This window comes from Grimontia sedimenti, assembly GCF_011045095.1.
Taxonomy (GTDB): domain Bacteria; phylum Pseudomonadota; class Gammaproteobacteria; order Enterobacterales; family Vibrionaceae; genus Enterovibrio; species Enterovibrio sedimenti.
This window is the reverse complement of record NZ_JAALDL010000012.1, coordinates 35,684-54,208: the sequence shown is the minus strand read 5'-3', so window position 1 is coordinate 54,208 and position 18,525 is coordinate 35,684. Positions and strand designations below refer to the sequence as shown.

19 protein-coding genes are annotated in these 18,525 nt (G+C 51.9%); 4 read left to right on the top strand and 15 right to left on the bottom strand.

The window, feature by feature from the left end:
- Window positions 1–14: 14 nt before the first annotated feature.
- From pqqE to pedF, 10 genes are all read right to left on the bottom strand, one after another.
- Window positions 15–1,145 (bottom strand): pyrroloquinoline quinone biosynthesis protein PqqE, encoded by a 1,131-nt coding sequence (pqqE, locus tag G5S52_RS15685; protein ID WP_165015655.1) that lies wholly within the window; start codon window positions 1,143–1,145, stop codon window positions 15–17.
- On the bottom strand, window positions 1,117–1,383 hold the full coding sequence (gene pqqD / locus G5S52_RS15680) for a pyrroloquinoline quinone biosynthesis peptide chaperone PqqD (RefSeq protein ID WP_165015652.1): 267 nt from the start codon (window positions 1,381–1,383) through the stop codon (window positions 1,117–1,119). Before pqqD ends, pqqE begins: the two co-directional genes overlap by 29 nt.
- Before the next feature lie 37 nt (window positions 1,384–1,420).
- Complete coding sequence (gene pqqC, locus G5S52_RS15675) at window positions 1,421–2,179, bottom strand: pyrroloquinoline-quinone synthase PqqC (protein WP_165015649.1); 759 nt, start codon at window positions 2,177–2,179, stop codon at window positions 1,421–1,423.
- A gap of 14 nt (window positions 2,180–2,193) precedes the next feature.
- Window positions 2,194–3,111, bottom strand: a complete 918-nt coding sequence (gene pqqB, locus G5S52_RS15670; RefSeq protein WP_165015645.1) for a pyrroloquinoline quinone biosynthesis protein PqqB — start codon at window positions 3,109–3,111, stop codon at window positions 2,194–2,196.
- A 102-nt stretch (window positions 3,112–3,213) separates the two neighbouring features.
- Entirely contained in the window at window positions 3,214–3,285 is a 72-nt protein-coding gene (gene pqqA / locus G5S52_RS15665; protein ID WP_081796241.1) for a pyrroloquinoline quinone precursor peptide PqqA, read from the bottom strand.
- 120 nt (window positions 3,286–3,405) lie between these two features.
- On the bottom strand, window positions 3,406–5,547 hold the full coding sequence (locus G5S52_RS15660) for a NosR/NirI family protein (protein ID WP_235956312.1): 2,142 nt from the start codon (window positions 5,545–5,547) through the stop codon (window positions 3,406–3,408).
- Window positions 5,548–5,763: 216 nt separating this feature from the next.
- A complete protein-coding gene (gene exaC, locus G5S52_RS15655; RefSeq protein ID WP_165015642.1) occupies window positions 5,764–7,272 on the bottom strand; it encodes an acetaldehyde dehydrogenase ExaC in 1,509 nt (502 codons plus the stop codon).
- Between the two features lie 362 nt (window positions 7,273–7,634).
- A complete protein-coding gene (locus G5S52_RS15650; protein ID WP_165015639.1) occupies window positions 7,635–9,392 on the bottom strand; it encodes a PQQ-dependent methanol/ethanol family dehydrogenase in 1,758 nt (585 codons plus the stop codon).
- A 112-nt stretch (window positions 9,393–9,504) separates the two neighbouring features.
- On the bottom strand, window positions 9,505–10,452 hold the full coding sequence (locus tag G5S52_RS15645; protein WP_165015635.1) for a substrate-binding periplasmic protein: 948 nt from the start codon (window positions 10,450–10,452) through the stop codon (window positions 9,505–9,507).
- Between the two features lie 16 nt (window positions 10,453–10,468).
- On the bottom strand, window positions 10,469–10,921 hold the full coding sequence (pedF, locus tag G5S52_RS15640; protein WP_165015632.1) for a cytochrome c-550 PedF: 453 nt from the start codon (window positions 10,919–10,921) through the stop codon (window positions 10,469–10,471).
- A gap of 306 nt (window positions 10,922–11,227) precedes the next feature.
- On the opposite strand from pedF, the gene G5S52_RS15635 reads away from it, so the two are divergent.
- The 4 genes from G5S52_RS15635 to G5S52_RS15620 are packed head-to-tail and all read left to right on the top strand — an operon-like array spanning window position 11,228 to window position 14,854.
- Window positions 11,228–12,301: an ABC transporter substrate-binding protein gene (locus G5S52_RS15635; RefSeq protein ID WP_235956311.1), complete on the top strand. Its 1,074-nt coding sequence runs from the start codon at window positions 11,228–11,230 to the stop codon at window positions 12,299–12,301.
- Window positions 12,302–12,342: 41 nt separating this feature from the next.
- Window positions 12,343–13,320 carry a YVTN family beta-propeller repeat protein gene (locus G5S52_RS15630; protein WP_165015626.1) on the top strand — a complete coding sequence of 326 codons (978 nt, stop codon included), beginning with the start codon at window positions 12,343–12,345 and terminating at the stop codon, window positions 13,318–13,320.
- A 20-nt stretch (window positions 13,321–13,340) separates the two neighbouring features.
- Window positions 13,341–14,063 (top strand): ATP-binding cassette domain-containing protein, encoded by a 723-nt coding sequence (locus tag G5S52_RS15625; protein ID WP_165015623.1) that lies wholly within the window; start codon window positions 13,341–13,343, stop codon window positions 14,061–14,063.
- Complete coding sequence (locus G5S52_RS15620; protein ID WP_165015620.1) at window positions 14,060–14,854, top strand: ABC transporter permease; 795 nt, start codon at window positions 14,060–14,062, stop codon at window positions 14,852–14,854. The genes G5S52_RS15625 and G5S52_RS15620 overlap by 4 nt, the downstream gene beginning before the upstream one ends.
- A gap of 77 nt (window positions 14,855–14,931) precedes the next feature.
- Here G5S52_RS15620 and G5S52_RS15615 read toward each other — a convergent pair whose 3' ends face one another.
- The 5 genes from G5S52_RS15615 to G5S52_RS15595 form a co-directional block, all read right to left on the bottom strand.
- Entirely contained in the window at window positions 14,932–15,582 is a 651-nt protein-coding gene (locus tag G5S52_RS15615) for a TIGR04219 family outer membrane beta-barrel protein (protein WP_165015617.1), read from the bottom strand.
- Between the two features lie 142 nt (window positions 15,583–15,724).
- The gene (gene pspG / locus G5S52_RS15610) at window positions 15,725–15,991 is read right to left on the bottom strand and encodes an envelope stress response protein PspG (protein ID WP_002539445.1); all 267 of its coding nucleotides are present in this window, start codon (window positions 15,989–15,991) and stop codon (window positions 15,725–15,727) included.
- Window positions 15,992–16,172: 181 nt separating this feature from the next.
- On the bottom strand, window positions 16,173–17,213 hold the full coding sequence (dusA, locus tag G5S52_RS15605) for a tRNA dihydrouridine(20/20a) synthase DusA (protein WP_165015614.1): 1,041 nt from the start codon (window positions 17,211–17,213) through the stop codon (window positions 16,173–16,175).
- A gap of 198 nt (window positions 17,214–17,411) precedes the next feature.
- Window positions 17,412–17,672: a DUF2024 family protein gene (locus G5S52_RS15600; protein ID WP_046305634.1), complete on the bottom strand. Its 261-nt coding sequence runs from the start codon at window positions 17,670–17,672 to the stop codon at window positions 17,412–17,414.
- A gap of 14 nt (window positions 17,673–17,686) precedes the next feature.
- Complete coding sequence (locus G5S52_RS15595; RefSeq protein WP_165015611.1) at window positions 17,687–18,421, bottom strand: hypothetical protein; 735 nt, start codon at window positions 18,419–18,421, stop codon at window positions 17,687–17,689.
- Window positions 18,422–18,525: the final 104 nt, after the last annotated feature.

Below are 18,525 nucleotides of genomic sequence, written 5' to 3'. Positions count from 1 at the left end.
GTGTTCATCAAACCTTAGGGTTTGACGGACAGAATCATCTGGCTGTTCTTCACGGTTCTCGCCAAGGCGGCGCTGTGACACCCCTGATTGGCTTTCGCCACCGCCTCCTCAATCACGTGATGATGCGGGGATTTGCTGCAAACCGGATCGGCATTCGCCGGGTCTCCGGTCAACAACATGGCCTGACAACGACAACCACCAAAGTCTTTTTCTTTCTCATTACAGCTTCGGCAAGGTTCCCGCATCCAGTCAAATCCGCGGAAGTGATTAAAGCTCTCTGATTCATTCCAAATGTAGGAAAGTGAGTGTTCCTTCACGTTTGGATGGGGCAAATCCAACATTGCTGCGCTGTGGCAAGGCAGGGCTTTTCCATCCGGCGCAATGTTGAGGAAAATGTTTCCCCAACCGCTCATGCAAGGCTTGGGGCGGGATTCATGATAATCCGGCGTGACGAAGATGAACTTGGGCCCCACGCCGTTTTGACTGTCGCGAAGTGCGTTCACCTTAGCTTCGGCTTCTTCAATCTGGGATTGGGATGGCAGCAGCGCATCACGGTTATGCAGCGCCCAGCCATAATATTGCGAGGTAGCCAGCTCAACGAAATCCGCTTCCAGTTCAATCGCAAGCGCCATAATCGCTTCAATCGATTCGATGTTCTGGCGGGTGATCACCACGTTCATCACCATGGGAAAACCGTTATCTTTGACGGCTTTGAACATGGCTTTTTTGTGTTCGAAGGCGTGACGCTTTCCGGCTATCGCATCACTTAAATCCGGGTCGGCCGACTGAAAACTGATTTGGATATGATCGAGCCCTGCTTCTTTCAGCGCCAGAACCCGCTTCTCATTGAGTCCAACCGCAGAGGTGATCAGGTTGGTGTAGTAGCCCAGCCCTTTGGCGTGAGCGACCAATTGTTCCAGATCTTTGCGCATCAAAGGCTCGCCACCGGAAAAGCCAAGCTGCACCGCGCCCAGTTCCCGACCTTCTTCTAGCACGCGGAACCAGTCATCGGTAGACAACTCGTCATCGGGATCGCCGAGATTCAGCGGGTTGGCACAATAGGCGCAATGCAGCGGGCAACGATAGGTCAGCTCCGCCAAAAGCCAGAGCGGCGGATTAACAGGCTTCGAGCCATTTCTTGTCACGGGCGACCTCCACGAACTCGTTCACGTCATCAGCCAAATCCACACCGGGAAACTTTTCTTCCAGACGTGAGATTACGGCATCTACCGAGCTTGGTGCGTCAAACTGCATCAGAATCTCAGCAGCGCTTTCGCTCAGTTTCACCATCCCTTCTGGATAGAGCAGTACGTGACAATCCTGCGCTTTTTCAAACTGCATGCGGAACATGCTGTTGCGCTGATAGACGGTATCGCTGTTCATGTCGCCTCCCTGCTTTAGTGTCGTATTCTTGTTTTAACTATCTGTCGAGCGCGTGGTGCCAGACAGGTTTGTCGGTAATGCCGACATAAGGTGGACGCTCAAATTCGTATGCCATGCTGATGGCATCGAGCAGCGACCAAAGGATATCGAGTTTAAATTGCAGAATATTCAGCGCTTGCGCCTGTAGCTCAGCCGTCTGGAAATGATCGAGCGTGATAGACAAGCCATGCTCCACATCACGACGGGCCTGACTGAGACGCTGGCGGAAATAGGTCAGCCCTTCAGGGTCAATCCAAGTGTAATGATTCGGCCAAGAATCAAGACGGGACTGGTGAATTTCCGGTGCGAACAGCTCGGTCAGTGATGAGCAGGCTGCCTCCTGCCAGGTGGCCCGACGGGCAAAATTAACATACGCATCCACCGCAAAGCGTACGCCCGGCAGCACCCATTTTTCATCGAGCACTTCTTGTCTATTCAGGCCAACGGATTCGGCCAAACGCAACCAGGCTTCAATGCCCCCCCATTTGCAATCCAGACTCTTGTGACCGTCATGGTCAAGGATGCGCTGCACCCACTCGCGGCGGATTTCCGGGTCGCGACAGTTCGCCATGATGGCAGCATCCTTCACCGGAATAGAGGTCTGATAATAAAAGCGGTTTGCTACCCAGGCACGGATTTGCGCTTTGGTGCACCTGCCCGCGTACATGGCTTGATGGAAGGGATGGTGAATATGGTAGTACTCCCCTTTGGCGAGCAGTGCCTGTTGAAATTCATCTCGTGTCATTGGCTGTGCCATGGCGCCTCCCTGAATCAAATCTCAATCGTCATGCCGTCGAAGGCAATTTCCACTCCGGCATCCAGCACCGCCTGATGCTGCGGCGAGTCAGGATCCAGAATGGGGTTGGTATTATTGATATGAATGAGCACCTTGCGCGGCTTGGTGAAATCCTCCATTAGCGCCAACATACCGTCGTCGCCAGAGACCGAAAGATGACCCATTTCCGAACCCAGAGAGGTGCCAAGTCCTTCGTGGATCATTTCATCGTCCGTCCAGAGCGTGCCGTCCATCATCACGCAATCGGCATCACGCATGGCTGCCAGCACAGCATCTTCCGGTGCGCCCAGACCCGGTGCGTAAAAGAGAGTGGCACCCGTTCGGGTATCGACAATCTTGAGGCCAATGTTGTCTCCGGGGCGCGGGCGGTTCCGGTAAGGCGAAAACGGCGGCGCATTGGATGACAGGGAAATCGGATGGAATTCGAGATTCGGCACTGAAGGAATGCGCCAGCCTTCCCGCGAATGGATATCAACAGTTCGGGTTTGATAGCCGCCTTCCCAATGCTTCATCATCGACAAAATCGGATAGCTGGTACTGAGCTCTTCTGCGACTTCAGGGGTGCAGTAAAGCTCGAGTGGTAATCCTTCGCGAAGAATGAGCAATCCGGTCGTGTGGTCTATCTGTGCATCTGTGACCACCACTGCGCTAATGGCAGAGCCTCTAGCTCCATCTGCTTTCGCAAGTTGCGGCGACGCATTGATTTGTTGACGGATATCGGGGGAAGCATTAATCACCACCCAATGTTCACCATCATCGCTCACAGCAATAGAAGATTGGGTGCGTGGCTCAGCGCGACTGGCACCATTTCGCACCGACTGACACATGCGGCAATGACAGTTCCACTGAGGAAACCCGCCTCCGGCGGCTGAACCTAACACAACAATTTGCATCCATTCACCTCGTCGATTGCTGTCCTGTCGATAAACAGGTTGGAATTAAAAACGGGATACCCTTCAGTGAATCTGTGAAGGCGCATCCCGTTTGTCAGCTACTTAACGGTTACTGATGTAAAGGGTTACTTCAAAACCGAGTCTGAGCTCTGTGTAGCTTGGTTTCTTCCACATAACTTTCGCTCCTTGTACCGATACTTCGAGGCTGATCTTGCCTCCTGATTTAGCCTATGCACATGCGCCGGATCTACCAATCCTACTTTGTGATGATTTCTTTCATCTAAGACACTGATTTTATATCTCTGATGGGCCTTGTTGGGTGCTGTTCGAAGGGTCACAGATGGCAACCGGAATCGCCTCGCCCGGCCCCCTCGTTTTGCGTCTGCGTTTGCCATATTTATCCGCCACGCAACGGGTGTTGTCATTGATGATCGCAAGGCAGGCAAAACACTGTACACACTCGTTGTAATCTATCGAGCCATCTTTATGTATAGCGTTGATCCCACAGTGTTTTTCACAAAGCCGACAGGGAGTTCCACACTCCTTTCTTCGGGTTAACCAACTGAACATCCTGAGCCTTCCAAGCGCCGCTAAACCCGCTCCGAGAGGACACAAATACCGACAGTAAGCCTTGTGGATTTTGGCGCTGATCAGCAGCAGTAAAACCGCATAAATGACAAATGGGACGCTGCGCTCAAACATCAGGGTGACAGCAGTTTTAAAGGGCTCAATTTCGGCCATGGTTTCAGCTAAAGAGAGGCTGTAAAAGGACGTTCCCACCAGCACCAAAAGCACACCATATTTCAGGTAAATCAATCGGCTATGAAGTACGTTATCGACCTTCCATTGCCGGATACGAAGCTTCTCAGCCACCGCTGCCACCAGCTCCTGCATGGCGCCAAACGGGCATAGCCAGCCACAGAACAGTCCCCTTCCCCATAGAAAAAGGCTGATAAACACGTAACTCCAAAGAATAAACAGCATGGGATCGAGCAAAAAGACTTGGATATCAAACCCTTGCCATAGCGATAACAGCAAGGTGTAGATGTTCACCACCGACAATTGCCCCTGGGTATAAAACCCAATAAAAAGAATGATAAAACAGAGAGATACCAATCTTATCGGCGTTAAATATTGACCGAATCTGGCCAGCCTGTGCTGAAAGACGAATGCCCCCGTCAGCAACACCAAATATACCGCTAGCACACTGATTTCTAGCGTTCTATCCAACCAGATACGCTGCCAGAGTGACAACGGCTTCTCCGGAGGCTCAACCGGGGTTTGCACCGATTTGGGGAGTGAATAATCGGTAGAAACGGTGATTGTTTCCGATTCCAGAAAATTCTTTTTCACCTGAACATTGATTCCAACGGTGATCGGAAGCGAAGGGTCGAAGCCACTTTGGTCTGAAAAGGTAAATATATGGGTACGCTCGAATGGCGCAAGCGCAACGGAAAAAGTAGGAGGTTGTGCGTGGAACAAATCAGCATCCCGTAGGGCGAGCGGGCTGGCTTCCTGCTTCAAGGTCAGGCGCTGGGGCGCAGTGCCCGCCACGAAGTCTTCCGCCACATGATGATAGCCACCGCGAGAGCCCACCAGCACTGCCACTTCACCCGGCTCCAGTGTTGCCATAATGCGGGCGTATTCCTCCTCCCCCAGCAGATTTTTGCCTATCAGTGGAGGGTTTAGAACTGCAAAGGTTAAATCCAAAAATGGCGCATCTTTGTCTGCGTTATCTTCTCTTGCCTCGGCGATTCTGTCCGGTGAGGTGTTAAGGGCAGTTTCAGCCTCTTCATTCCCCATTTGCCATCGGAACAGCAGGCCTTCGCTTCGAAGAACGTCGAGGGTTTTCGGGTGATAGCTTTCCGTATTCAAAATCGCCTGAGTCGCTGAGCCGAACCCAGTCAGCCGCGACTGCGCCACTTTCCTTGCCGCTGCGATGATGGTGTCGTGCACCACCATTACTGACACGGTCGCCTTGGTGACACCGTCAAAGTAAGCGATGTCATCACTCGCGATGCGTTGTTGGTCGCTGCCCACCAGCACCTGTTGTTTCAACGACAACCCTTGATATTGGCGGATAAAATCAATCAGTGGTTTTTCGCCAAGACCGTGCAGAAATATCGGTTCGTGGTGACCAAGCAATAGCAGCCCCACAATGCGCCCTTTGGTATCAAGCCCAACGCGCAGGTTAATCGTATCGCCGGAGAAACCGGGAAAGTTGGTGAGGTTATCGGTTTCAAACAAATAGCCGATGGGCTGGTCGAGCTGGTAGATTTCAGTGACAGGCAGCGCGTCTTCCGAGGCTTTCATCCGGGTGGCGCTGGGAAACAATGATGCTGCTTCCTCGCTCACTTCCAGCCAAGGGGAAGCCATCGAGAGGAAGGGCAATAACATGAGAAGCAGCCACAGTATCAGGGCACTACGCCAACGCATGATACACCTCTAGGCTCAAGCGCCAGAAAGCGCGAGAGAACAACCGTCCTTTGAAAGAAAAAAGCGGGGCATATGCCCCGCAAAAGCTCTCGCCTCAGGCAGCACCGGGAGGATTAACTGCCTTCGAACAAGCGGATATCGAACAAACGGACTTAGAACAAAGTGCGTGTTACTGCTGTCGACTTTCACCTCGCAGCAACACGCTCTCAGACTGACTTAGAAGAAACCCAATGGGTTGATGTCGTAGCTCACCAGCAGGTTCTTCGTTTGCTGGTAATGGTCGAGCATCATCTTATGGGTTTCACGGCCGATACCGGATTTCTTGTAGCCACCGAATGCAGCATGCGCTGGGTAGAGGTGGTAACAGTTAGTCCAGACACGACCTGCTTCAATCGCGCGACCAACGCGATAAGCACGGTTGATGTCGCGGGTCCACAGACCGGCACCTAAGCCGTATTCTGTGTCGTTGGCAATCGCCAGCGCTTCCGCTTCATCTTTGAAGGTCACCACGCTCACAACCGGACCGAAGATCTCTTCCTGGAACACACGCATGTGGTTTTCGCCTTTCAGGATGGTTGGCTGGATGTAGTAACCACCACCGAAGTCTGCGGCATCACCACCAATCAACACTTCAGCACCTTCCGCACGGCCAATGTCGAAGTAGCCTTTGATTTTCTCAAACTGCTCATTAGAAGCCTGCGCACCGACCTGAGTTTCTGTATCCAATGGGTTACCGTGTTTGATGGCTTTCGCACGCTCAATCACTTTGGCAATAAACTCTTCGTAGATGCTTTCCTGAACCAGCAGGCGTGAAGGACAAGTACACACTTCACCTTGGTTGAAGAACGCCAGCACACAACCTTCTACGGCTTTGCTGATGAACTCGTCTTCCTGCTGCATCACGTCTTCGAAGTAGATGTTTGGCGACTTACCGCCCAGCTCCACCGTGGATGGGATCAGGTTGTCAGCGGCGCAGCGAAGTACATGGTTACCAATCGCGGTTGAACCGGTGAAGGCAATTTTCGCAATGCGGTCTGAGGTAGCCAGTGCCTGACCGGCTTCTGGACCCATACCGTTGACGACATTCAGTACGCCCGGTGGCAGCAGATCGCCGATGATTTCCATCAATAGAAGAATGGTGGTTGGAGTTTGCTCAGCGGGTTTCAGAACAATACAGTTACCTGCAGCCAGTGCCGGCGCCAGTTTCCATGCTGCCATCAGCAGTGGGAAGTTCCATGGAATGATTTGACCGACTACACCAAGTGGCTCATGGATATGGTAGGCCACGGTATTGGAGTCAATTTCAGCCGCAGAGCCCTCTTGCGCCCTAATCGCGCCGGCGAAGTAGCGGAAATGGTCGACACAAAGCGGAATGTCAGCGGCAAGGGTTTCGCGCACTGCTTTGCCGTTTTCCCAAGTCTCTGCCACGGCCAGATATTCGAGGTTGGCTTCGATGCGGTCAGCGATTTTAAGCAGGATGTTGGCACGCTCAGTGACCGAGGTAGCACCCCAAGTGGCTTTTGCCGAGTGGGCGGCGTCCAGCGCGAGCTCGATGTCTTCTGACGTTGAACGCGGGATTTCAGCGATGGGATCACCTGTACAAGGCGAGGTGTCCGTGAAGTACTGCCCCTTGACTGGCGGAATCCAATCACCACCGATGTAGTTTGCATAACGCGCCTTAAAGTTTACGACGGCTCCGTCGGTATTTGGTTTTGCGTAAATCATTATCCACCCCTGTTTTGGCGAAATTCCCTGTGTCCTCCCTGACGAACCGAAGATACGGAGTCAGGCGTTGTTGTAGTAACAGTATGGAATGACCACCAAATCTCTCCATCGCCCCTTGGTTGGCAAAATCTCATACTTTGGAGGGAGACAGAGAGGAGGATAATGTTGCTTTCACTTCAGTATCTGAGGATTTCCGGAAAGGAGGCCGTCACAAATTCAATACCCTGCCGGATTGTTATGCACCAAAACGCAGCAAGGCCGGAAATCATCCGGCCTTGCTGGTTTTTACATTTGTTTTATCAATCAGATATATACCCAAACAACCTGAAGATGCAGGATTCAGCGAGTTTGGGTATAAAGCATCAGCTTTTCGGCAGCTTAAAGGTCCACACCATGCCACCTTGGTTGAAATCTTTCACACGTTTGGCCACATCACCGCCCCAAAGCGGTACCGCACCACCCCAACCGGAAAGCACGGACACATACTGCTCACCGTCCATTTCCCAGGTCACAGGGCTACCTACGATGCCAGAGCCTGTGTTGAACTTATAAAGCAGCTCGCCGGTCTTGTCATCGAATGCCATCAGATAACCTTCTGGGTTACCCGTAAACACCAGACCTCCTGCCGTGGTCATCACACCGCCCCACAATGGCGCGTAGTTCTGGTATTCCCAGACACGCTCACCGGTCTTAGGGTCGTAAGCACGCAGTGCACCAATGTACTCATCATTGAGTGTTCTGATGGTAAAGCCCGCACCGAGGTAGGCCGCGCCTTTTTTGTAGGCGACGGGCTCATTCCAGATATCCATTTTCCATTCATTGGCAGGCACATAGAACAGGCCGGTATCTGGACTGTATGCCATTGGCATCCAGTTTTTCCCGCCGAGGAAGGAAGGTACTGCCTCTACCGTTTTGCCTTGCTTGTCACCGGAAGGGTCTCCGGGACGGTTGTCTTTGACGTAAAGCGGACGGCCTTTGTCATCGAGCCCCTTCGCCCAGCTGATTTCATTCACAAACGGGAAACCACGGATGAAATCACCATTGGTACGATCAAGCACATAGAAGAAGCCGTTACGGTCAGCGGTTGCAGCCGCTTTCACTTTCTTGCCGTTTTCGGTGTAATCAAACGCAATCAGCTCGTTCACACCATCGAAGTCCCAGCCATCATGCGGCGTGGTCTGGAAGTGCCAGACAATTTTGCCATCATCCGGATCGATCGCGAGACGTGAAGAAGAGAAGAGGTTGTCGCCCGGACGCATGTGTGAGTTCCAAGGCGCAGGGTTACCCGTACCGAAGAATAAAAGGTCAGTGTCGGCATCGTAAGTACCGCCTAACCAAGGTGCTGCGCCGCCGCTTTTCCAGAGGTCTGCTGGCCAGGTTTTCCCCGGTGCACCGCCCGAGATCCCGTTTTCAGTTTTCTTACCGTCTTTCCAGACGTAGCCCATGTGGCCCTCGACCGTTGGACGTTCCCAGACCAACTTACCGGTTTTTGCGTCATAAGCTCTAACCTTACCCACGATACCAAACTCACCACCCGATACACCGGTGATCACTTTGCCTTTCACCACAATGGGTGCCGCAGTAATGGAGTAGCCATCTTGATAATTATCAACGGTTTTTTTCCAGCGGGTTTTACCGGTTTTCGCATCCAGCGCCACAAGCTTGGCGTCCAACGTACCAAAGATAACCAAGTCGTCGTAAAGCGCGACACCACGGTTAATTACGTCACAACAGGGCATGATGCCATCCGGCAGGCGTGCGTCGTATTGCCACAGCTCCTCTCCGGTTTTCGCATCAATCGCGAACACTCGGGAATAGGAACCTGTGATGTACATAACGCCATCTTTCACCATGGGCTGGCTTTCCTGACCACGCTGTTTTTCCCCACCAAGAGAGAAGGCCCACACAGGACGGATTTCTTTGACGGTCTCGCGGTTGATGGTGTCCATCGGGCTGTAGCGCTGACCACGAAGCCCAAGACCATAAGTCACCACGTCCTCTATGGTCTCCTGATCGGCGAGGATGTCTTTGTCCGTGACACCCGCGTAAACGGGCGAAGCCGTCATCGCGAGCGAGAGTGCGGCATAGAGTCCGCAATGTTTAAATGACTTAATTGTCATAGGGATACCTCATTGTTGGCTGAATGCTTGTTTCGTTATAGTGGTGCCTGTCCTGCCCCCGCATCGCGATGAGGGAGAGTTCGGTTCGCGAGAGATAACAGGCTGTTTGGAATTACGGTGTCTGTGCGATGGCCTCTTCATTGGTAACTTCTGGCTCAGGACGGAAACGTTCAGGAAGTTGGAAATCCACCCCGAACTTTTCACCCCAGCGCACAAAGTCACCGTTGTTGATATGAGCCATCACAATGTCTTCCAGTGCGTAGGCCAATTGACGGTAGTTCGAGTGCACCGCAATACCGAGCTCCCACTCGCTGCGCCCCAGAAGTGGAAACGCGAGCTCAGTGAGTTGCTCGTTGGCTTGCGGCTTTTTGTTGTTGTGATGCAGCCATTCGAGCTGCGAAGCGGTGCCCATCACGATAGAAACTTCGCCATCGTTGAGCGCTTGAAAAGCGTCGGGGGTAGAGGGATAAGTGCGGCTTTTTTCGCGGAAACGCCCCCCATAGGCTGTGGTCACGAAGAACTGAGGGACCGTGTCCACTTCAACGCCCACCGGGTGATACATAAAACGGGCGGCAGTTTGTGGCCTGTCGAGCTTGGCCGCATCGTAAGCCATCAACCAACGCTCTTGCTGGTAAGGGGCGAACATGTGCACCAGTTCATGAGCGGGATGACCAATATCATCACGTTTCATCGCAAATTCGCGGTCGTACGGCACTCGCAACATGACGTCTGCTTTCACGCGCTGGCCGTCCTCACTGGTGAGGTTCATCCCTTTCCAAAGATAATTACGCATATCGTCTTCGACCGTTTCGTCCGGGGTCATCCAGCGAAGGTCAAGTTCGACATCCAGCCCCTTGGCAAGGGCTTTGGCAAGCTCCACATCAATGCCCTTCGGATTTCCATTCTCATCCTTGAACGAGTACGGCGGGAAATCCTTGTAGACCGCAATAGCAATCACGCCACGGGACTGAATATCGTCATAGGAAAGCGCGTGGGATGGCGTAGTCAGCGTCATACATAGCAGCAAGCAGAAAGTCCGAATAGCGGTTATCAACTTCATCCCGGCGCCCTCCTCGTTAGCCGTTATCCGGTGCCACAGATTCCAGCCAGGTGCGGATCGCCCACAATGCTTCCTGATTGAGGTGTTCGGTCATTTTCGGCATGTAAACCGCGCCGTTACGTACCGCGCCATTCTGCACCCGGTACACATACCATTCATCACCGTCGTAGTCTGGCTCGAGCATACGAAGGTCAGGCGCTATACCGCCTGAAATGCCTTCAAGTCCATGGCAACGTGCACAGTTCTGGTTGTAGGCTGATGCCCCAAGACGCTCGATTTCCACCTTCACATCACCATCAAGTTCACGGTAAGGGTTGGTTTCGGCCCAATCCTCTCCGAGAGTGGGGATGCTTGAGGTATCAATGGATTGTGGGGTGACATCACCGTGGGCAAATGCCAGTTGGGTACTCAGCACAGAAAGCAGTGCCACGGCAGTCAGAATACAAATATTACGTTCAACCTTTTCCATGTCTCTCGACTCCTTAATTGGTCAGCGTTGGAAAAAGTGTAGGAGCGGCGAGAGTTTGAGGACATGGTACAAAAGCGGGGATATTCCTCATTCTTTGGGAGGATTTTTTAAAAAGTCTCGTTCTGGTTTTTGGCAAATATCCCAGCGCTGCATACAGTAAAAAACGTATGCGACCACGGAGCAGTATTTTCGATGGATAAAGCAATAAAACAATTTAAAACAAGGTATTACACCAATATTTTATTAGTAATACTTAGCTGGCTTTCTTTCTCTGCCCACGCATCAGTTGAGGTGGAGATAGGGCTATTGAGAGTACCGGTTGAAACTACCACTGCGGTTCCCGACTATCTGGCAGAGCCGGAAAACAATGGAGAAGCAGGGGCAGAGCTCGCGGTGAATGATGCCAACGGCACTGGGAAATTTCTGGGGCAAAAGTACGCATTTCGCGCAGAAACCAACGACGATACCACTGCGCTCATTACCACCACGAAAACCTGGTATGACGAAGGGGTGAGATATTTTCTTGCCGATCTCGACACACCTTCTCTGCAAGCGCTCCGTAAAGCGCTGCCAGACGATGCACTGCTGTTTAACATCGGCAATCAGGACGATGCGTTAAGACGAAGTGTCTGCTTGTCGAACACTCTGCATACGGCACTTAGCTATACCATGCGCGCTGACGCCCTTGCTCAGTGGATGCGGGTTCGCCGCCTCAATGACGCCTTCTTGGTCTCCGGTGTATCAGACGCTGATAAGGCTTATCTTTCCGCGGTGAAAAACGTATTCAAGAAGTACAACCTCAAAGTCGTCGAAGAGAAAGTCTGGAATTTTGACACTGACCTTCGCCGCACTGCTTCAGCGGAGCTTCCGCTTTTCACCCAGGCAGATGACTACGACTTGGTGCTGGTGATTGATGAGGGCAACCTGTTTGGTCAACACCTACCCTACAACACCTGGCTTCCCCGCCCGGTGATCGGCACACATGGCCTGCGTGCCGACGGCTGGCACTACGTGATTGAGCAGTGGGCCGCCATTCAGCTTCAAAACCGTTTCACCAAGAAGTTCGACCGCCCAATGACCGCCAAAGACTACGCAGGATGGGTGGCCGTTCGCTCCATTAATGAAGCGGTAACCGTGCTCAACAAAGGCAATGTGAAAACTGTTTTGCCTTTCATGATGAGCGACAAATTCCAGCTTGCGGCCTATAAGGGTCGGAAGCTGACCTACCGACCATGGAACGGTCAACTCCGTCAAACAGTGCCTTTGTTTGACTCGCAAGCGCTGGTGGCCAGCGCCCCATTCGAGGGTTTCCTTCATCCCCGTAACGAGCTTGATTCGCTCGGTATCGATGAAGCGCAAAGCCAGTGCCGCCAGTTTTAACTTTGTTTCATCGAACGACAGCTAACAATAAGGACATCACCATGAATTATTCGAAATCGATTCTCGCCGTGATCTTCTCGGCGCTGTTAGCCACTCCCGCTTTGGCAAAGGAGGTGGCTTATGTGGCAAACGAAAAGGATGACACCGTCAGTGTGATCGACATGGACTCCATGGAAGTGATTGACACTATTGAAGTGGGCGATCGCCCACGCGGCATCGAACTTAGTAAAGACGGCACCAAGCTCTATATCTGCGCCAGCGAATCCGACACGGTGCAAATCCTCGATCTCGCCACCAACAGCATCATCGGCGACTTGCCGTCGGGCGAAGACCCAGAGCTTTTTGCGCTCCATCCTGATGGCAACCGCTTATACATCGCGAACGAAGACGACGCCCTGATGACAGTGGTCGATATCCCAAGCTCCAGCGTGGTCGCGCAGGTGGAAGTGGGTGTTGAGCCAGAAGGCGTAGCCGTGAGCCCAGATGGAAAAATCGCCATCATCACCTCTGAAACCTCCAACATGGCGCACTGGATTGATACCGAATCTAACCAGATGGTACATAACACTTTGGTTGATGCCCGCCCGCGTTACGCCGAATTTACGCCAAGCGGTAAGCAACTTTGGGTAAGCGCAGAAATTGGCGGCACGGTAGCGGTGATAGATACCGACACCAAAGAAATCATCAAGAAAATCGGTTTTGCGCCCAAAGGCGTCCACAAAGACAAAGTGCAACCAGTCGGCGTGAAAATTACAGCAGATGGCAAAACCGCATTTGTCGCGTTAGGCCCAGCAAACCATGTAGCCGCGGTCAATACTGACACCTTGGAAGTAGAAGACTATCTTCTGGTGGGTCGCCGTGTTTGGCAAATGGCCTTTAATGGCGAACAGGACAGACTGCTGGCCACCAATGGCGTGAGCGGCGATGTGTCGATCATTGACGTTCCCAACCGCAAGGTGGTGAAAACCGTAAAAGTCGGCCGCTATCCTTGGGGTGTCGCCGTGCGCCAAGCTGACTAAAAATGAGATAACTGCCTGACATGATTGAAGTCTCCGGACTGTCTCACCACTATGGTTCGCGCTGCGCCCTGAGCGATCTTTCCCTTTCGCTGGGGCGCGGCCTTCATATGCTTCTTGGCCCTAACGGTGCTGGGAAAAGCACGCTATTTTCCTTACTCACCCGCCTCACGCCCATCCAACAGGGCGAAATCGCTTTGCTGGGAGAAGTGCCATCCCGCCAAACCATGGCGAAGCTCGGCATGGTATTCCAGCAAAACACTCTCGATCTTGATTTGACCGTAGGGCAAAACCTCAGTTATTACGGTGCACTTCATGGCTACAGCAAAAAACAAAGCCTCGAAAAAGCGGCGCCTCTGTTGGCGCATTTTTCCCTTACCGATCGTCTGAACGATAAAGTCCGCACCTTAAATGGCGGGCATAGGCGTCGCACCGAACTTGTCCGTTCGTTGATGCATTCACCCTCTATTTTGCTGTTGGATGAACCCACCAGCGGGCTAGACCCCAAAGCAAGGGCTTCACTGTCTGAGGCAGTAAGACGCCTTTGCGAGCAACAGCCATTATGTGTGCTCTGGGCAACTCATCTGATTGAGGAGGTGGACGACCATGATGATGTATTGATCCTGCATCGCGGCACCTTGCGAGCACACAACAAAGCCAGTGAGCTCAGAGCCTTGCACCAGCATCCAACGCTTGCGAAAGTCTTCGCCACCCTAACCTCAGATAACGAGGGAGAAAGCCGATGAGCTATTGGTATGCGTTTGTCGGGATTTGCTATCGCGAATGGCTGCGTTTTTTCTCCCAGCGGGCAAGATTTGCCGCCAGCCTTGTCAGGCCACTTTTGTGGCTTGTGGTGTTTGCCGCAGGTTTCAGGGCGGCGCTTGGCATTGCCATCATGGAACCCTACGCCACCTACATCAATTACGAGGAATACATTCTGCCTGGTCTTTGCGCCATGATTTTGCTGTTCAATGGCATGCAAAGCTCACTGTCGATTGTCTATGACCGGGAAATGGGAAGCATCAAGGTGCTATTGACCAGCCCACTGCCGCGCCCTTTTTTGCTGCTTTCCAAACAAATAGCCAGTGCCTTGGTGAGTGTGCTTCAGGTCGGCGCCTTTTTGGTGATCGCTGCGTTGTATGACAGGCCATTGGAGCCCATGGGTTATGTGCTGGTGATCCCCGCCCTTTTCCTCGTCGCTCTGATGTTAAGCGCGCTGGGCATTGTTATCGCCTCTCGCATCAAACAACTGGAGAATTTCGCCGGGGTGATGAACTTTGTCATCTTCCCGATGTTTTTCCTTTCTTCGGCGCTGTATCCGCTTTGGAAAATGCAGGAAGCGAGCATCTGGCTGTATGAAATCTGTCGCTTTAACCCATTCACTTTTGGCGTGGAACTTATCCGGTTTTCGCTGTATCAGCAGTTGAATGTCACCGCCCTGCTGGTGGTGTCCGGCTGTACACTGGCGTTTGTGATTCTCGCCGTCGTGGGTTTCCAACCTGTGAAAGACCAAGGCAAACCTGGCGGAAGACCGTAAGTGAACCAGTAACTTTCGCTAAACTGTAGACACAAAAAAACCGCGCATTTGCGCGGTTTTTTCTTCGCTTTCAGTGCTTAGAAGTTGAACTCTACGCCACCGAAGAAACCGTCGTTGTAGAACTTACCGTCGTCCGCACCAAAGTAGTTGAAGTCATAGTCCTGAACACGGTAACCCGCTTTGAAGTTCAGGTCAGCCGCAACCAGACCCAGAGTGAACAACACACCCGCTTCTGCATCAACAGTGCTGGTGTCGTCATAGCTACCAAAGCTGAAGGTACCAAACAGAGAAACTGGGGTTGCTGGAATGCCTAGACGCACATCAGAGTAAACCGCTGGCTGCCACTCATCGAATTTGTGAGGACCAAAGTCACCTTCAAACTTCTGCAGGTTCAGACCGATATCGAAAGAGATCAGGTCGTTATCCAGAATTTCGTAGTATGCAATCAGGTCATACTGGGTGAACTCTACATTTGGAGTCGCAGAGCCATTTGACTCAACACCAGTGTAACGGATTTTTGCGTTTGGCACCAGTGGAATAAAATGCTCAAAGGCCGCATAGTAAGAGCCTTGCACGTTAGTATCGTCAGCACGAACGTCGTTGACTTTCGCATCTGCATACCATGCATCTGCACCAACTTTAGCCCCTAAAAGCACTGCAGCCTGTGCAGGCATTGCGAATGCACCAGCCACTGCCAGTGCAGCCAGAGAAAGGTTTAGTTTTTTCATTGAAAGGGCTCCGCCTTACATTTTTTGAGTTTATGGTTTGCGAGCACTATAGCAAAACCAAGACAAAGATTCCGCATAATCTGCCGGATTTTTATGCGAAACCTTTTGCCTTAATCATAGCCCGATTCAATGGTAGCGCCGCTTAATAACGGCGCGCTCGGTGGTAGCGACGTGAGCGTTTATAGCAGTAATCACGCGCTTGGGTGGCTGTTTTATCACGGCCTTTGAGCAACCAGACAATCACCGCAGCCAGCAAAATCCATGGCAGCATTTTGAATACCAAGCCAATCATGCCTGCCAGTGCCATCACGATAAATCCCACCGCCATTGCAGCGACAATGCCCAGAAAGCTGATACCCGTTGCCAACAGTGCAATCGTAAAACCAACAATAAACAGAAACTCGATCATCATACCCTCCTAAGGTCAGTGACTCTTTCTTGTTTGCATTAGGTATTGCACGAAGCAGGCCAACTTCACCAATCCCTTTAAAAACAGACAGATAAAGAAAAAGCGCTGCAGTTTGGCTGCAGCGCTTCATTTATTCTTGGTAAATTTTACCGACTATTGCGTCAAATTTAACCAGGCTGATTTACACATCCAGATGCGCAGGGATTTTCGCCAGTGCGGCTTCCAGTACTTCAACACCTGAGCCTGGTTTGTGCGCATTTTCACTGATGTATCGACGCCATTGACGTGCACCCGGCATGTTTTGGAACAGGCCCAGCATGTGACGACTGATGTGATTCAGATAAGTGCCCTTACTTAGTTCCGCTTCAATATAAGGGAACATGGCTTTCACAGCGTCGCTGCGCTTGATGATTGGCGCATCGCTACCAAAAAGGCGGTTATCCACTTCTGCCAGCATGTAAGGACTTTGGTAAGCCTCACGGCCAATCATGACGCCATCCAGATACTTCAGATGCTCTTCTGCTTCTTCCAGCGATTTGATACCACCGTTGATCGCCATGGTCAGGTGCGGGAAGTCTTTCTTCAGTTGGTAAACGCGTGGGTAATCCAGCGGCGGAATTTCACGGTTCTCTTTAGGGCTCAGGCCAGAAAGCCACGCTTTACGGGCGTGAATCGTGAAGTTATCGCAGCCGCCTTTCTCGCTCACTGTACGCACGAAATCGACCAGAAACTCATAGCTGTCCTGATCGTCGATACCGATACGGGTTTTTACGGTCACCGGAATATCGACCACTTCTTTCATTGCCGATACACACTGCGCGACCAGTTCCGCTTCGCCCATCAAACAAGCACCGAAACGACCATTTTGAACGCGATCAGACGGGCAACCCACGTTAAGGTTAATTTCATCGTAGCCGCGCTCAACCGCCAGTTTGGCACAAGTCGCCAAATCCACAGGGTTTGAGCCACCCAGTTGCAGCGCGACAGGATGCTCTTCCTCGTTAAATGCCAGAAAGTCACCTTTGCCGTGAATGATCGCACCCGTGGTGACCATCTCGGTGTACAGCAAAGCGTTCTTAGACAGAATACGGTGGAAGTAGCGGCAGTGGCGGTCAGTCCAATCCAGCATTGGAGCCACACTGAAGCGCGCTGACGGGTAGGACACACCCTCAGACACAACGCCTGATGATGAGTTTTGGATGTCAGTTGTTTCGTTCAGCATGGATAAACCTCATTGCACTTGGTCACGCAAAGGCACCGTCTTAAACAGTACCTAATAAAAAAGTGTGCGGATTCTACCCTAACTCGGGCGTTTGCCCAAGTCGTGTAGGTGCAGTGCTTTCACATCCATTCTGACACCGGAAACACAAAGGGCATAGCCCGCAGCTATGCCCTTCATTTTCTGCAGATTTACCCATCGTCACACAGGGCACCCTTCCAGTTTGTATATCGCATATCCTTTTTCGTTTATCTCACTATCAAACTCAGGCAAGTCAGCGGTGGTGTGGCAAAACGCACAGTTGCCAGATTTTACCGTGGCGTCCGCCTCGCCAATCTCAGCCAGCCAGGCTTTGGCATATTTCACCGCTAACTCATCGCTTTTCTCCCGAAGCAACACATCAAAATGCAGGATTTTTCCGGAAGATGAGGTCGCGTAGGTGTCGTAAACATGAATCGCCATTCGCACTCTCCTTTTTATTTGGTGAAACCGGGCAGCGACAGATCGCCAGAGGCAATATCATCAACGACGGTCACGCAAAGCAGCGGGTTGTGCACACTCGCATTCACTTTAAGCACTGACGTCACGGCATCGAAGTTGAAGTCGTCTTTAAAACCAATGTCTTTAACTGGCACTTCCACCGTTAGTTCTGTGCTGGTAAAGCGTGGCTCATAGCCCGGACTGTCGATATAAATCGGAAGCTCCGGCCAGGTCACAGGTACTTTGGGTGTGGCTCCTTCTGGAATGTCGCGGACTTTTAGACCTGCTGGGCAGGCTTTGTCTTCGGTTAACACCACCCAGTGCGAGTGCCATTCGTTACCATCATTGGCTTTGTTGCCATCTTTGTTTTCGTCGTAACGCGGGGTATCGTCAAAATCTGGGTGTGCAGTAACCGAAAGCGCCACAATGCCTTTGCCTTCATCAAAGCCAATGTCTGCCGAGTTGAGCGAGGTTGGCCAAACGTAGCTATAAACCGATGAACCCGCGAGCTTGCCAACTGCTGTCGGCTTTTCCTCACCTATGTCAGCGGCTACTTCTGTTTGGAACGACAGTGAGCCGCCATTTTTCACCACTTTGGCGTGAACAATATCGAATGTCGGGGAAATCGCACCGTTCTTAGCGCTGACGATATGCCCCTCATGGGCGCTGGTATGTGCTTTTACCGAGCTGATAGCCCCCAAAAGCGCTAAAGCAAGAGATGTCTTTCTCATCATAAACTCCTTGTCTTTTGAATATTGGTTTCGCATCGAAACTTTATTCAGAATAAGGATCCTGCTAAGCTTGTCAACATAGTTTCGACAAAAAACCTTTTTGC